The 15,194-nt window shown below is 38.4% G+C and carries 19 protein-coding genes and 1 other RNA gene; 4 read left to right on the plus strand and 16 right to left on the minus strand.

What is annotated here, in order from left to right:
• Window positions 1–385: 385 nt before the first annotated feature.
• On the minus strand, window positions 386–748 hold the full coding sequence (locus ACKTSC_RS10415) for a hypothetical protein (protein ID WP_332581232.1): 363 nt from the start codon (window positions 746–748) through the stop codon (window positions 386–388).
• An 86-nt stretch (window positions 749–834) separates the two neighbouring features.
• Window positions 835–1,215 carry a CvfD/Ygs/GSP13 family RNA-binding post-transcriptional regulator gene (locus tag ACKTSC_RS10420; RefSeq protein WP_332581203.1) on the minus strand — a complete coding sequence of 127 codons (381 nt, stop codon included), beginning with the start codon at window positions 1,213–1,215 and terminating at the stop codon, window positions 835–837.
• A 77-nt stretch (window positions 1,216–1,292) separates the two neighbouring features.
• Between ACKTSC_RS10420 and ACKTSC_RS10425 the strand changes: the two genes are divergently transcribed.
• Window positions 1,293–2,459 carry a MalY/PatB family protein gene (locus tag ACKTSC_RS10425; protein ID WP_407857553.1) on the plus strand — a complete coding sequence of 389 codons (1,167 nt, stop codon included), beginning with the start codon at window positions 1,293–1,295 and terminating at the stop codon, window positions 2,457–2,459.
• Window positions 2,460–2,490: 31 nt separating this feature from the next.
• Here the strand turns inward: ACKTSC_RS10425 and ACKTSC_RS10430 are convergent, their stop codons facing one another.
• Window positions 2,491–3,078 (minus strand): peptidylprolyl isomerase, encoded by a 588-nt coding sequence (locus ACKTSC_RS10430; RefSeq protein ID WP_332581205.1) that lies wholly within the window; start codon window positions 3,076–3,078, stop codon window positions 2,491–2,493.
• Window positions 3,079–3,210: 132 nt separating this feature from the next.
• On the opposite strand from ACKTSC_RS10430, the gene ACKTSC_RS10435 reads away from it, so the two are divergent.
• Window positions 3,211–4,194 carry an NAD(P)/FAD-dependent oxidoreductase gene (locus tag ACKTSC_RS10435; protein ID WP_332581206.1) on the plus strand — a complete coding sequence of 328 codons (984 nt, stop codon included), beginning with the start codon at window positions 3,211–3,213 and terminating at the stop codon, window positions 4,192–4,194.
• Between the two features lie 19 nt (window positions 4,195–4,213).
• Window positions 4,214–4,723: a phosphatidylglycerophosphatase A family protein gene (locus tag ACKTSC_RS10440; RefSeq protein ID WP_332581207.1), complete on the plus strand. Its 510-nt coding sequence runs from the start codon at window positions 4,214–4,216 to the stop codon at window positions 4,721–4,723.
• Between the two features lie 18 nt (window positions 4,724–4,741).
• Here ACKTSC_RS10440 and ACKTSC_RS10445 read toward each other — a convergent pair whose 3' ends face one another.
• The 4 genes from ACKTSC_RS10445 to ACKTSC_RS10460 are packed head-to-tail and all read right to left on the minus strand — an operon-like array spanning window position 4,742 to window position 8,176.
• Window positions 4,742–5,377 carry a TIGR01906 family membrane protein gene (locus ACKTSC_RS10445; RefSeq protein WP_407857554.1) on the minus strand — a complete coding sequence of 212 codons (636 nt, stop codon included), beginning with the start codon at window positions 5,375–5,377 and terminating at the stop codon, window positions 4,742–4,744.
• Entirely contained in the window at window positions 5,367–6,137 is a 771-nt protein-coding gene (locus ACKTSC_RS10450; protein WP_407856279.1) for a TIGR01457 family HAD-type hydrolase, read from the minus strand. Before ACKTSC_RS10450 ends, ACKTSC_RS10445 begins: the two co-directional genes overlap by 11 nt.
• A gap of 4 nt (window positions 6,138–6,141) precedes the next feature.
• Window positions 6,142–6,762 carry a YutD family protein gene (locus ACKTSC_RS10455; RefSeq protein ID WP_407856280.1) on the minus strand — a complete coding sequence of 207 codons (621 nt, stop codon included), beginning with the start codon at window positions 6,760–6,762 and terminating at the stop codon, window positions 6,142–6,144.
• Window positions 6,763–6,796: 34 nt separating this feature from the next.
• A complete protein-coding gene (locus tag ACKTSC_RS10460) occupies window positions 6,797–8,176 on the minus strand; it encodes a bifunctional metallophosphatase/5'-nucleotidase (protein WP_407857555.1) in 1,380 nt (459 codons plus the stop codon).
• Window positions 8,177–8,299: 123 nt separating this feature from the next.
• Between ACKTSC_RS10460 and ACKTSC_RS10465 the strand changes: the two genes are divergently transcribed.
• Window positions 8,300–8,773 carry a methylated-DNA--[protein]-cysteine S-methyltransferase gene (locus tag ACKTSC_RS10465; RefSeq protein ID WP_407857556.1) on the plus strand — a complete coding sequence of 158 codons (474 nt, stop codon included), beginning with the start codon at window positions 8,300–8,302 and terminating at the stop codon, window positions 8,771–8,773.
• A gap of 47 nt (window positions 8,774–8,820) precedes the next feature.
• Here the strand turns inward: ACKTSC_RS10465 and ACKTSC_RS10470 are convergent, their stop codons facing one another.
• The 9 genes from ACKTSC_RS10470 to ACKTSC_RS10510 all read right to left on the minus strand — a co-directional run bounded on the left by ACKTSC_RS10470 (window position 8,821) and on the right by ACKTSC_RS10510 (window position 15,134).
• Window positions 8,821–9,318: an LURP-one-related/scramblase family protein gene (locus ACKTSC_RS10470; protein WP_332581213.1), complete on the minus strand. Its 498-nt coding sequence runs from the start codon at window positions 9,316–9,318 to the stop codon at window positions 8,821–8,823.
• 15 nt (window positions 9,319–9,333) lie between these two features.
• Entirely contained in the window at window positions 9,334–10,203 is an 870-nt protein-coding gene (locus ACKTSC_RS10475; protein WP_407856283.1) for an SPFH domain-containing protein, read from the minus strand.
• A gap of 140 nt (window positions 10,204–10,343) precedes the next feature.
• An RNA gene (ffs, locus tag ACKTSC_RS10480) (signal recognition particle sRNA small type) lies at window positions 10,344–10,425 on the minus strand.
• Window positions 10,426–10,452: 27 nt separating this feature from the next.
• On the minus strand, window positions 10,453–10,956 hold the full coding sequence (gene tadA, locus ACKTSC_RS10485; protein WP_407857557.1) for a tRNA adenosine(34) deaminase TadA: 504 nt from the start codon (window positions 10,954–10,956) through the stop codon (window positions 10,453–10,455).
• A gap of 139 nt (window positions 10,957–11,095) precedes the next feature.
• On the minus strand, window positions 11,096–11,431 hold the full coding sequence (locus tag ACKTSC_RS10490) for a hypothetical protein (protein WP_332581216.1): 336 nt from the start codon (window positions 11,429–11,431) through the stop codon (window positions 11,096–11,098).
• A gap of 128 nt (window positions 11,432–11,559) precedes the next feature.
• The gene (locus ACKTSC_RS10495; protein WP_407856285.1) at window positions 11,560–12,267 is read right to left on the minus strand and encodes a zinc metallopeptidase; all 708 of its coding nucleotides are present in this window, start codon (window positions 12,265–12,267) and stop codon (window positions 11,560–11,562) included.
• Window positions 12,268–12,385: 118 nt separating this feature from the next.
• Window positions 12,386–12,709 carry a zinc ribbon domain-containing protein YjdM gene (locus ACKTSC_RS10500; protein WP_407857558.1) on the minus strand — a complete coding sequence of 108 codons (324 nt, stop codon included), beginning with the start codon at window positions 12,707–12,709 and terminating at the stop codon, window positions 12,386–12,388.
• A 127-nt stretch (window positions 12,710–12,836) separates the two neighbouring features.
• Complete coding sequence (locus ACKTSC_RS10505) at window positions 12,837–13,787, minus strand: DHH family phosphoesterase (RefSeq protein ID WP_407857559.1); 951 nt, start codon at window positions 13,785–13,787, stop codon at window positions 12,837–12,839.
• A gap of 15 nt (window positions 13,788–13,802) precedes the next feature.
• Complete coding sequence (locus tag ACKTSC_RS10510) at window positions 13,803–15,134, minus strand: DRTGG domain-containing protein (protein WP_407856287.1); 1,332 nt, start codon at window positions 15,132–15,134, stop codon at window positions 13,803–13,805.
• Between the last annotated feature and the right edge of the window lie 60 nt (window positions 15,135–15,194).

Genomic DNA, 15,194 nt, shown 5'->3' on the forward strand with positions numbered 1-15,194 from the left:
CTGAGCCAGGATCAAACTCTCATAAAAAGTGTTTGAAACAATCTTGCGATTGTTAAGCTCAATTTTAAAAATTGACTTGCTAGCATATTGCTTGCTATGTTTTGTTTGTTTCTATTAAAAGAAACGCCCTACACATTTGGTTTGTTTTATTCGTTCAGTTTTCAAAGGTCTACATTGTTTGTTGCTTTGTTTCAGCAACTTTTATATCTTAACAGATTTAAAAGTTAATGTCAACAACTATTTTGAAGTTTTTTTAATTTCAAAAGTCATTGTTCGGTTTTTGCTGCATCAGCAACGTTTATTAATTTACCATGTTATTAATGATTGGTCAATAGTTTTTTTCATAAAAAAAAGAACTTATTTTCATAAGCTCTTTTCTTAATGATTATTCAAATAAAGGTACGCCCTCAATTTCAATAGTTCCAAGAATCTTCCGAACGCTTTCGGGACTTTCCCATGCAAATCCTTCTGGCAATTCGGTTGCTTCTGAACTAACCATTTCAAAAACGTATAAAGGTAAATTACTTCCTTGTGACTGAGTATTTGTTAACTCAACCAAGCGGATGTCGTTTACATCGATATGCAATGTACTCTTTAAAAAATTTAAAAAACTAGCTAAAACTGTATTCTCTGCTTTAGTATCAGTGCGAGCAAATTCTCTCTCATTTCCAATTTCGTGAACTAAAAAACGTTTTGATCCATCTTCTAAGTGCAACATGATTGTTCCAGATACTTGTTTTGTCACAATTTTCACCTCTGCAAAAAGCTAATCATAAATCGCCATCATTGTATCATGTTTTCTGAAAAAAAGATATTTTTTGCATAAAACCTATATTAATTTTCCACTCGTTCTTTCAATAAATAATCAATCGCATCTTCTGTCCAAATAGGCATATTCTTTTCAATCGAACGAAAACCAATATTTTTATTACGGTTGGTAAAGTACCGTTTACGATGATAAGGTATCTCTGTTTTATGATCCGCTAATGTACGCAAGGACAAACTGATTTTTTTCGTATATTCATCAATATCAATAATCTGTACTTTGATCGTTTGACCAATTTCTAAAAAGCTGTGGATGTTCTTAGTAAATCCTGATTGAATCTCCGAAACATGAATCAGTCCTTGAGTCTGCTCATCTAGCGAAATGAATGCGCCATATGGCTGGATACCTGTTACACGTCCTTCAATAATATCTCCAATTTTATATCCCATTCGTTTCCCTCTTTTCGTATGATTCATTATACTGTACTTAGTAATAAAATAGAAGTTTAGACATTGGAGGAAGATGTATGACTAATTTTGATCAGCCAATTGATCGTTTAGGAACCAACAGTATCAAATGGGACACCATTTTAAAAACCTATAATGAAAAAGAGCTTCTACCTTTATGGATCGCTGATATGGATTTCAAAACGCCGCCCGCTGTTTTGGAAGCTTATCAAAAATTATTAAACGATGGTGTTCTTGGCTATAGCGATATTTCAGACAGTCTCTATCAAAAAATCATCGCTTGGGAAAATAGACAGCATGAATTGAATCTCAATAAGGAAGAAATTCTCTTTTTCTCCGGTGTATTGGCAGGGATTACTACTGCTATCCAAGCATTGACAAAACCAAATGATGCCATTCTGATTCATGATCCTGTTTATCCACCTTTTGCTACGATCATTACTAATAACCGGAGAAAATTAGTTCGCAGTCGTTTGATTGAAAAAAATCACCGATTCGTCATTGATTTTGGTGATTTAGAAGAAAAATTCAATAAGCAACAAGTAAAACTGATGATCCTATGCAATCCGCATAATCCTGGAGGTCGTGTCTGGTCTGAAACGGAATTGAATCAGCTAGGAAAACTATGTAAAAAATATAATGTTCTTGTATTAAGCGATGAGATCCACCAAGATCTAGTCTTTGCACCTAAACGTATGACTTCATTTTTTAATGCCGGAGAAAATTTTAGTGATTTTAGTATTCAATTTACTTCAATGACCAAGACATTTAATTTGGCTGGAATAAAAAACTCACTGGCTTTTGTTAAAAATAAAAAGCTGCGTGACTTACTATTAAATAAGCAACAAGAAAATTTCCAACAAGAAATCAATACATTTGGGTTAGTTGGTATGGAAGCAGCTTATCAAGCTGGCGAGCCATGGTTAAATGACTTATTGAGCTACCTCCAATCAAATATAGCTTTTACTTTAGAATATTTCCGTATACATTTACCGAAAGCAATAGTAATGGAGCCTGAAGCTACGTACTTATTATGGATTGATTTTTCAGCGTATGGTTTTTCAGATAGTGAATTGGAAGAACGTTTCGTCCATAAAGGAAAAGTCGTATTAAATACTGGTGTCAGTTATGGATCTGGTGGTAAACAACATATGCGATTAAACGTCGCTTGTCCACGTTCTATTTTGGAAGAAGGATTAAAACGAATCGTTTTGGCTTTAAACTAAAAAAAAGAACGGCCGCTTGGCCGTTCTTTTTTTAGTCAGAGATTTCGATTGATTCGATTACGATATCATGTACTGGTTTGTCTTGAGCACCGCGTTTAGCATTGCCGATACTATCAACAACATCCATACCTTCTGTCACTTGTCCGAAAACTGTATGACGGAAGTCTAGCCAAGGAGTTCCTCCTTGTTTATATGTTTCGATGATTTCACCTGGAAAACCGGCTTCTTCTAATTGAGCCATCATGTTGGCTGGAACATTTTGGTTGTTTACGATGAAGAACTGGCTGCCATTTGTATTAGGACCAGCATTCGCCATTGATAAAGCACCGCGTAAATTGAATAGGTTACGTGAAAATTCATCTTCAAATTTTTCACCATAAATACTTTCACCACCCATGCCTGTACCGGTTGGATCGCCACCTTGAATCATGAAATCCGGAATCACACGGTGGAAAATCACGCCATCGTAATAACCCTTCTTCGCCAATTGTACAAAGTTTTCAACTGTTTTTGGTGCTTCTTCAGGGAATAGTTGAACAGTAATATCTCCCATATTTGTTTTGATTGTCGCTTTTGGACCTTTTTCTTCTGTTAGGTTTAATTGTGGAAATTGAGACACTTCAAATTCCTCCTTTATTTTTTGCTCCATCTATCATAACAAACTTTTACCGTTTTGCCACCTCCTTAAGCTAAGCGGTTCTTTCTATTTAAATTATTTGTTACAATTGAGTAGGAAAGAAAGGGTGAGGATATGGAAATTTTTGATATAACCATTGTAGGCGCAGGCCCCGTTGGGATGTTTGCTGCCTTTTATGCAGGGATACGTCAAGCAAAAACAAAGCTGATCGACAGCTTACCGCAACTTGGCGGACAGTTGACAACACTTTACCCTGAGAAAAATATTTATGATATTCCTGGGTTTCCCATTGTTAAAGCGGCAGACCTGGTCAGCAATTTAGAAAAACAACTACGGACCTTCTCACATACGTATTGTTTGGATGAAGAAGTACTAGAATTAAAGCAACATGATGATTATTTAGAGTTGATTACTAATAAAGAGAGTCATTATACCAAAGCCGTCGTGTTAGCGATCGGTAATGGCTCGTTCCAACCTAGACGCTTACAAATCGAACAAGCAGACAAATTCGAAAATCATGGGATAGATTATTATATCAACGACTTGATGAAATATGCCGGCAAAAAAGTGGCAATTGCAGGCGGCGGGGATTCTGCGATTGATTGGGCCTTGATGTTAGAACCGATAGCCGATGAAGTCTCACTGATCCATCGTCGCGATCAATTCCGCGGTCATGAACACAGTGTTGAAAAGTTGAAAACTTCTTCCGTCAACATTTATACACCATATATTTTGACAGAATTGAACGGTGAGCAAGAATTAGATCGTTTAACTTTGCAAAAAACGAAGAGCGATGAGACAATTAATCTGAATATTGATTACTTGATTGTTAATTATGGGTTTTCTTCTTCACTTGAACATTTACGTTCTTGGGGACTCGAAAGTACTCGTCAAGCAATCCTAGTGGAACCAGATATGCGTACTTCTATCCCTGGGGTCTATGCGTGCGGCGATATCGCAACCTATGATGGAAAAGTAAAATTGATTGCGACTGGTATGGGCGAAGCTCCTACAGCTGTTAACAATGCTCTCCATTACATCAACCCGAAAAACCGGACACAACCAGGACACAGTACCAGTCTATTTCCACAAAAATAGATTTGATGGAGGCAAAAGAATGGTCTACGAAACAACCACATTAGAACAAAACGCCCGTGACTTATTGGAAGAACGCGGTGTAACGATTAAAGATATCGCTGAATTGGTTTTCTTTTTACAAAAAGATTATATTTCTGAATTGGATATCCAAGTATGCATGGACAGTGTTGATCGTGTATTAACTAAACGTGAGGTTCATAACGCAATCATCACTGGGATCGCATTGGATAAATTAGCTGAACAAAAAAAATTAGATGATCCATTGCAAAAAATTCTTGAAGAAGACGAAGGGTTATACGGTATCGATGAAATCATGGCACTATCGATCGTCAATGTTTACGGTTCGATCGGCTTTACTAACTATGGGTATATCGACAAGGTAAAACCTGGAATCCTAAAAAAATTAAATGAACATGATGGTATACATGTTCATACTTTTTTAGATGATTTAGTCGGGGCAATTGCAGCTTCAGCTGCTAGTCGTTTAGCACATGAAGATCCGGGCAAGTTGGATTCTATCGTCAAATAAGAGCATTAAAAAAAGAGCTTACTGCTCTTTTTTTAATGCTCTTTTTCCAAAATAAATTGGTAGAAAGTAAAAAGTTTCTAACAAAATAAAAAATAAGATAAAACAGTGTAAGAAAAAAGTCTCCGGTAAAACATTGATAATTGGATCGGTTGCAGGATTAAAGATCCACGCATCATTATTAAAGAACAATCCATGAAATGTTATAAAGAATTGATCAAAATTAACTGCCATTAAAAAAGCGATAACGATTGGTACGACCATCGCCAATTTAAACGGCTGAATCAATGTCCAAAGTCGCTTTTGCTTAATGAGTCTTCTTACATAAAAAACGCTTGGAACAACCGTCACAATCAAAAGACCATAATTCAAAAGAAACAACCTTTTGACTTCATAGAAATGCAAAGCTCCACTCGCTGAAACTGGAAAATCATCCAGCTTCAAGTTATGGATCCAAGGCATGTTCAAATACTGCATCAACTGATCAAAATTATGCAATAACTCCTTGTCCGATAGCGTCGTATAATCTAATAAGTTTAAGTGCATGATATCAAACTGATACAACCAACGGGCATTGATCGTCAACGTGATCGCCAGTGTTAATAAAGCTACAATCAGACAAACCAACCCAACTTTATCGAACCATTTATTTTTCATCAAAGCTCCACTCGTCTAATGAATCGACTAAATGAGTCGGTTGCACTGGCAGATCAGGTACTTCTTCTTTTTGCGTAAAGCCGGATAAAACTAATAAAGAATCGATTCCATTATTGATACCCGCAAGAATATCCGTCGTATAATTATCGCCCACCATCAACACTTCTGATTTAGCTAATCCTAGTATTTCTAAGCCTTTTTCCATGATAATCGCTTCAGGTTTACCGATATAAATTGCTGATCGCTGTGTAGAAGCTTCGATCAAAGCGATCACCGAGCCAGCACCAGGTAATAATCCTCGTTCTGTCGGAATATTTTTATCGGGATTGGTTCCGATAAAAGTCGCTCCCTTTTGAATTGCTAACGTTGCTGTCACAAATTTTTCGTAGGTGACTTCCGTGTCTAAGCCCACGACAACATAGTCTGGATTTTCAGTGTCCCATTCATAACCAGCAGCTAAAATTGGATCGATCAAACCCGGTTCACCAATCACGAATACTTTTTTACCTTTGTCTGCATCGTTCATATAATCAATCGTTGCCAAAGTCGCCGTATAAACAGTCTCTGGGCTAACATAGATTGAAAATTCATTTGCTAAACGATCTGCTACCGTTTGCGGTGTCTTTGTCGTATTGTTCGTCAAAAACAAAAAAGGAATTTGACGTGCTTGAAGCCGCTCGACAAACCGACGTCCTGCAGGGATTGGTTCGCTTCCACGATAGATCGTTCCGTCTAAATCAATTAAATATCCTTTATACATATATCTACTCTTCTCTTTGACGAATCACAAAGCGTTCATCTTTTTCTTTGGTTTTCGCTGGAGCGGCTTTTTTCGGTTGACGATTTTTGATCACAGGTTTCTTTTTCTGTGTTTCCGAAACAGTCGCTTTTTTCTCTTCTACAAATGCTTGCGGTTTATCTTTACGTTTTCGTTTTCGTTTTTTACGATTTTGCTGACGTTTGCCGTCCGTCCGTTCCAATACAAAATACGCACAACCAAAATTGCAATATTCATATAAATAATCTTCTAAAGCATCGATCCGTTGCTCAGGCATGCTCTTTCGATCATCTTCTCGGAAAAAGCCCTTCAAACGTAATTGGTCATATCCCCAATCTCCTACAACATAATCATAGCGCGTCAAGACCTCACTAAAGCGTTCACCTAAACGTTCGGCATCAAAGCCCTCACGGTAATTTCTAACTAAACGATATTGGCGTTCGCCAATTAAAAGATTGCTGTCATCTACAAAAATGACATGCTCACCTTTTTTCTTTTCTTCAGCGGGCGTCTCGACGATTTCATCTAAGACTTCAGTCATTTCTTGTGTAACTGTTTTTTCAGTTGTTTGTTGCTGCTCTTTTTGGTCTTTTTTTTCTCTTGTCATCGTCTCACCACCTGTTTGTTATTATACCTTGTTTTTATTTGATTGGATAGTGAGTATACAGATAGTCACCCACAACTGTCCGAATAAAAGCCGGAAATAAAAATTCATACCGACCAGCAATTTCGATCGTCGGAAAGAAGGGAACAAACATGAAATGATCCACTGTTGCAATCGTATATTCTAACTCAGGATCAACTAATTCCCCGAGCCAACGAACTTGATGATTGATAGCATCGTATTCAATTCCGTCATATACGAGATGGCCAAAAACTTTTCCACGAAAGCCCATCCCCATAACTGGGAAATTAATCAAAAAGTGGCGGTTTTTTTCCATTTCTAAAACCAACCGAATCAAATCATTTCCTGTCAAGGTTACTTTGATCAAATGCATCGGATGTGGCAAGGCAGTATGCAGTTGATCTTGATTGATCACCCCCGCCGGAATATCTGTTAAAAATAGACCCGAATTCAGAACAGCCGCTTCAGTCCCCGCAGCTTCTTTAACGGCCTTTAAGGCGTAGTTGATCATTGGGTGTGCAGAAGCGATATCTGTTTCTAAAACAAAAGGTAGTTGCGCTACTTTTTTTTCCGATAATAAGCGATGGCCTTCGTCTAGATAGCCTGCGATCTCCGCTCGATCCTCTGGGATATCCAACATTTTTTCTGTTGCAAACGTTCGAGCAACAGTTTTTTGGATCTGATGATTCTCATCTATCATCACTTGTACTTCACCAACGTAATAACCATATTTACCGGCAGCAGCTAGTTGAACGTCACCGATTTTTTCCCCGTTTTCAAATAAATGATGGGTATGGGACCCTAAAATCACATCGATCTCAGGCAGTTCTTTAGCGATCAAGCGGTCAGCACTGATACCTAAATGACTCATCAATACGACAACATCTACTTTAGATCGCAGGTTAGAAATCAACTCGGGTAAAATATCCATTACTTGACGGATATCCCAACCATTGGGATTGTACGTTAAAGGAAATGGTGCTGTAAATGCTACTAATCCAATTTTTGTTCCTAATTCAGTCGTGATGATTTTACAAGGTTGGGACCAAGCTGGCGGCTGCAATGTTTTTTTATCAAATAAATTATCTAGCACGATATCAAAATTAGCTTGATCGTATAAATGGTTCAATTCCTCTTTAGAATTTCCTACACCTTCATTATTTCCGATCGTTGCTGCATCGTAATGAATCTGATTCATCAGCTCGATATTGGCTTGACCATTCGTTGCTTCGGTCAACGGATGCCAACGATCGACAAAATCGCCTAAGTCGATCGTGATCACAGTTTGATCAGCCGTTTCCTCTTGTTTACGTTCTGTTAAAAAACGACGAATCTTAGGCCAATTTTCTAAGTGGGAATGTAGATCATTGGTATGTAAAAGGATAATTTTTTCCATTGTTCTACCTCTTTTCGACTCTTTACGTTCCATCTATAGTACCATAGAGCTACACTAGAAGCGTTGACAGAAGTATTCAACTTCTGCTTTTGTCATCTCCAATCTAAAAAAGTAGGTGGGTACATGAAGTTCGAATCTTCCCTGGGCACTATTTGGTTAAATGCTGATCCACATTTTTTGACTCAGATTTCTTATACACCAATCGATGAACATCCTTTAGCAAATCAGACTCTTTTGCTCCAAGCACAAACACAAATCTTAGAATATCTAAATGGCGAACGAAAAGCATTTGATCTTCCCTATGCATTTGAACATGGTACAGTTTTTCAACAAGCAGTTTGGCACGCGCTGGCAAAAATACCTTATGGATCAACTTGCAGTTATCAAGCAGTAGCTGAAAGTATCCAACGACCAAAGGCGGTACGAGCATTAGGTCAAGCCAATCGTAAGAATCCGTTGCCGATTTTGATCCCTTGCCATCGGGTGATTGGAAAAAGCGGTCAATTGGTCGGTTATTCTGGCTCAAGTGCAGAAGGGTTAAAAATCAAACAACAATTATTAGCTCTTGAAAATCCCGAATTTAAAATAAACGACTAATCGATCACAAAAAAAGCACCGCAACTTTAATCAGTTGCAGTGCTTTTTTAATCTGAAGATGACGAGGCATTAGAATTTTCGTCATCTTTCACACAGTCGATCGCGATGACTAGCGAAACAATCAATTCCTCTAATGAATCATTTAAAATCGTGATCTCATAAGAATCGCCCCACGAAATCCAGCGCTTATGAATTTCAGCAACTTTGCGGCCTTTTTGGGAAACCTCAAAATCCATATCCCACCAATTGCCTTCTACTTTGATGTCTTCTGCTGAAATGACATATTTCGCCTTGAAGACACTCAAATGTTTTGAAATTTCAATCGCGTCTTTACCATCTATTTCAACAGTAAATTTAGGTAGAAGACTAATCACTTTCTTAGTGATTTTACTGACTTCGTTACCTTTTTCATCTTCAATCCGAAAAGTTTTAGGAATCTTCAAAAAGCTGCCTTTGACAAAGTATCGAGGGTGTTGGTCCTCATCTACAACGGTAAATTTTTCACCAATACTAAAGACTTTTTGTTTGATGTACAGTTTTTCCATTTAGGTTCCTCCTTATTATTTTTCAGACAAATCGCCTGTATTGATCACAGGTTGTGTTCCTTTATCCGTGATAATAGAAACAAGCAGATTATTGATCAATTGGACTTTTCGATCATCTGTAAAGTGAATATCTTGCCCGTTTTCAATTTGTTCCAGAGCCATTTGAGTCATCGTAACGGCCCCTTCTACAATTGTTTGACGAGCTGATAAAATAGCTCTTGCTTGTTGTCGTTGCAACATTGCATTAGCTATTTCAGTTGCATAAGCTAAATGATTCAAACGAGTCTCGATCACTTCTACTCCTGCCATCGCTAGGCGTTCTTGTAATTCTTTTGCTAACTCTTCCGACACTTCTGCGGTATTGCCTCGCAACGTCAAATCATCTTCGTTGAAAGTATCATATGAATATTGCGTAGCGATATGGCGAATCGCCGTTTCACTTTGGATCTCAACAAAATCCAAATAATAATCAACATCGAACAAGGCTTTAGCTGTATCGACTACCTTAAAAACGACAACTGCTGAAATCTCTACTGGGTTCCCATCGGCATCATTTACTTTGAGTAACGAGCTGTTAAAGTTTCGAACCTTCAAGGATATAGGGATTTTCCGAGTCAAAGGAGTCGTAATAAACAAACCATTCTCTTTGATCGTTCCTAAATATTTACCAAAAAACAAAACAGCTTTTGCGTTGTTGGGTCCTACGATCGTCAATGAACTAAGAAATAGTGCAGCGATGATCCACAATAGAATACCTATAATGATCAGACCAAAACTAGCTCGGTTATCTCCGGTTGCTACACACCATAGACCAGCTAATAAAACGAGGATCAATCCAACTAAACCAAGATACCCATTGATATGAAATGCGTTTTTCTCTTTCATCCTTAACACCTCCAGGATTTGCTAGCTTTAGTTTACGCTTTATTTAAAATCGCTTCAATTAATTACGTTCAATACTAAATAAACATCGTTGAAATTTTAGGTAAAAAAAAAGCAGGCGCTCAGCCTACCATTATCGTCTCTATAACAGACACATGCCGGATCCTGCTTAGTGCTGCTTCCTTCCGGATCTGACACAATTCACAAGCCCGACATTGTCCTGCCTTTCGGCAAGAATTAGTATAACAAATTCTATTCTTTTTGACTAGTCTTTTTTTTGCGAGCTCGCAGTTGCCGGAAAAAATTAGTCAATAATGCTCCGCATTCAGCCTCCAAGATTCCGCCTTCCACATACGCTCGATGATTAAAACGCTCGTCTGTCAACAGATTCATCAACGTACCCGCAGTTCCACCTTTAGGGTCATACGCCCCAAAATAGACTTCTTCAACTCGTGATAAAATCATGCCGCCGCTGCACATCGGGCATGGCTCTAACGTCACAAAAATTTGACACTTTTCCAACCGCCAATTATCTAATTTTTTACATGCTTCTCGAATTGCAAACATTTCCGCATGACTCGTAGCATCTTGACTGTGCTCTCTCAGGTTATGTCCTCGTCCGATGATTTCTCCATGGTAAACAACGACAGCACCAATCGGAACCTCAGCAAGTGCTTCCGCTTTTTTCGCTTCCTCGATCGCAGCCTGCATAAAAAAATTTTTTTCTTCTTCGGTTAGTTGACTTTCACGTTCCATGTCTTTCCTCGCTCACTTTTTTAACTTAAATCGTCTTTTTACTCTATCATAATTACCACGACAAAAAAACTACCCATTGTCACCAATAAGTAGTTTGAAGTGCGAAAATAGCAGACTTACAGAAAGTACCGCTATATTTTTACATTACTTTATCAACAAAATCCATCAATTTACTTCTTAGATCTTCGGTCGTATCTTTGATGGAATCACCATAGACCGATACGCGCTTTTTTCCGCTTTTAATTTTATCCAAAATATTCATCATATTGTCTAGATCGTCATCAGATAATTTATCAACGATCGATAACAACGTTTCACTACCATCAAATTTATCATTCACAAAACGTTTTACTTTATGACGATTCGTAGCATGACGCGCCTTCTCGATTAGCTGTCCGGAAATAACCACGGCGGTTGCTGTACTGGCTGCAAAAATAACTCCTACTCCAATTTTTACTTTAGTTGATTTTTTCATGGTATCAGCTCCTTTTCTTCATGATAACACACTCTTAAAATTTAAAATAATCAAGTGCATCCTACTAACGAAAGCGTCATCATCAAATTGGTCAGAAATAAAAAAAAGAACCGACAACTGTCGATTCTTTAATCACGATTGCGATTTCCGCCGAATAATAAAACTAGTCGCAATAACTGTAAAAAGGTTGCTAAGGCAGCCGCTACATAAGTCAGAGCTGCGGCTACTAATACTTTACGAGCTGCCGCAAGCTCATCTTCTTGCAACAGACCACCTTCTCTTAGAATAGCTAATGCTCTGCGAGAGGCATCAAATTCTACTGGCAAAGTCACTAATTGAAAGATCAAGGCTAATGAGAAAGCCAAAATCCCAATATTAATCAAAGTTTGGTTCCAACTCATAAATACCCCGATCATAATCAATGGGAAAGATAATGTTGAACCAATATTTGCTACTGGGACGATGGCTGCTCGCAAACGCAAAGGTAAATAATTTTTAGCATCTTGAACCGCATGCCCACATTCGTGAGCTGCTACTCCGATCGCAGCTACCGATGTAGATTGTGCTGTCGCTTCTGATAAACTGAGCATCTTATTCCCGCTATTATAATTATCCGTTAGATTCCCTGAAATCTGCTGAACACCGACATCCGTGATGCCTTGACTACGCAAGATATATTCAGCAGCAGAAGTTCCAGTCACACCTTTACTGCTACGGAATTCATCATATTTGCGAAACGTTGAATTTACATAAGCAGAGGCTAAGCCAGAAATGACTAATCCTGCGATCACTAATAAAAATGTGGGGTCAAAAAAATTGTAATAGGATCCGTACATAAACATTCTCCTCTGATCAAGAAATTTTACTGTTCACTAAATCAGAACAGCTTCTTAATATAAGTGTAGCACGAAAGATGTATTTTTTTATGAATGTCTTGCTAAATTTTGCTCTCTTTTAAAGCTTCTTAACGAATTCTGATTTTAATTTCATCGGGCCAAAGCCATCGACTTTACAATCGATGTTATGATCGCCTTCGACCAACCGAATATTTCTGACTTTTGTTCCTTGTTTGATCGCACCTGAAGCCCCTTTGACTTTCAAATCCTTGATTACTGTCACGCTGTCTCCATCTTGCAAAATATTTCCATTACTATCTTTAACAATTAGTCCTTCTTCGATTGTTTCACTTTCAGACCACTCATGACCGCATTCCGGACAAACAAATAATCCACGATCTTCATATGTATACTCTGATTGACACATTGGGCAGTTTGGCATGCTCTTCCTCCAATAAACTATTTTTATGAATATTTAGTTTAACGGAAATCAACGTGCTTGAAAAGCCTTTCTCAATAAAAAAGACTGTACAAAGGTCTTTTTACCTTTTATACAGTCTCATTTCATATTATTTATTTTCTTGATAATCCGCACACAGTACTTGAATTTTTTGATAAATTTCTTGGCACATTGCTTGGTCTTTAGCATTCGCTCCACTAGCTAACGGATGCCCCCCACCGTGATATTGCTTAGCTAATTCATTGATTACCGGGCCTTTAGATCGCAAGCGAACTCGATAATAACCTTCTGGTTGTTCAACAAAAACAGCCCACGCTAATACAGTATCGATCGTCCCTGGTAATGGAACCAACGCGGCTGTATCAGAATCTTTGATCCCATACTTATTTAAGATTGCTTGATCCAAAATCACATAACCCGCGCCCTGCTCATCGATCTGTAAATTCTGATAAAGATAACCAGAAAGTTTGGCCACTTCCAATGAAATTTGGTCGATCTGACGATTCAATTTAGCTGAATCAAAACCATGATCTAATAATTTAGCTGCTACCATCAAGGTATGAGAAGTAGTTGCCGGATACAAGAAACGACCCGTATCACCCACTATTCCGCCATATAAAAGACGCGCAGCATTTTCTGTGATCACCAAATCTTCAGTAAAAGCTAAATCGGCAATGATTTCACTACAGCTGCTGGCTTTTGTATTCACCCATAGAAGATCACCATACGGATCATCATTCGGATGATGATCGATTTTGATTAATTTATCGCCTAATTTGTACCGCTCATCACTGATTCGCGGCGCATTTGCGGTGTCGGTCACGATCACTAATGCGCCTGTGTATAAATCATCCGCGATTTCATCCATTTCAGCTAAAAACCCGAGTCCTTCCACCGGACCACCAACTTGATAGATGTCTTTTTCTGGATATGTTGCTCGCAAGATTTCAGCTAATCCACACTGAGAACCCAAGGCGTCTGGGTCTGGGCGCATATGGCGATGAATAATGATGCGGTCATATTGCTGGATCATCGCAACGATTTTTTCAGTTATTGTCATATAAAATTCCTCTTTCTACGAACGTTCCATCACTTGGCAAACAACGATTGCTTTGGCCACGATCACATTATCGATATAAACTTCTAAATCAACTTTTGCTGAACGACGCCCCAATTCCAATGTTTTTGAATGGATTTCGATTTCACTTTCTAATTGGATCAAACGTAAATAATGCAAGTTCATTTGTTCAATCAACGTATTACGGCGTTGGTCCAATAAAATACTTCGTTGCGCTACATTAGCAACGATTTCACTTAAAACACCAAAAGAAATCGTTCCCACGCTGTTGACCATCTGCGGAGTAACTTCAAATCTAAAATAGGGATTTTCTAACGGGTTATCCTCCCGGTCAGTATCGATCGTAATGATGTCTCCTACGATTTGATCAGAAATCGTATTCGACATTTGTGGTTGTCGTTGGACTAGTTGCATCGCCTTCATCACATCTTGACGACTGACCATCCCAACAAGTGATAGATCATCTTTTACCACCGGCATCATCTCTAAGCCATCCCAAATCATTTGGTGACTGACTGAAGCCACGCTCATACTTTGCTTAACCACATTAGGCTCACGAGTCATTACCCGATCGATCAATTGATTATCCGCTTTTCCTAAAACATCTTTTGCCGTTACTACACCTAAAACACGCAAACTTTTATTTACGACCGGAAAACGCGAATGGCCTGTTTGTTCTGATAAACGGTGATAGCTGGAAATCGTATCCCCAGATTGCAGATACACGGTTTTTTCTAATGGCATATAGATATCACTGACTTGCATGATGTCTTTTTTGATCAATTGATCGCTCAACGCTCGATTGATCATTGTCGCTACGGTAAAAGAATCGTACGTGGTACTTAAAACAGGGAGATTTAACTCATCAGCAAGTTGTGAGATCTCATCAGTTGTTCCAAATCCCCCTGTGATCAAGACTGCAGCGCCCTCTTGCAATGCTAATTTTTGTGCACCTTCTCGATTTCCGATAATCAATAAAGAACCTGGCGTGATATAGCGGCGCATGGCATCTACCGTCATCGCACCGATCACAAATTTATTCAGATCTTTATCTAGCCCATTAGCTCCGCCTAATACTTCACCTTCAATGATTCGAACGACTTCACCAAACGTTAAACGTTCGATATTTTTTTTCAATTTTCTTTCGATGCGGATTGTTCCCACGCGCTGGATCGTAGAAACTAACCCAATATTTTCTGCATCTTTAATGGCACGATAAGCCGTGCCTTCACTAACATTCAAATTTTTTGCGATACTGCGCACAGAGATGCGTTCACCCACCGGCAGACTCTCAATATGTTCCAGAATCAAATCATGTTTTGTCGCCATAACTTCCTCCTGTTTTAGCGTATATTTATCATAAGTAGTACAGCTTAGCAAAACTAGTAT

The sequence above is a fragment of the Enterococcus hailinensis genome (assembly GCF_045862035.1).
Lineage (GTDB): Bacteria > Bacillota > Bacilli > Lactobacillales > Enterococcaceae > Enterococcus_A > Enterococcus_A hailinensis.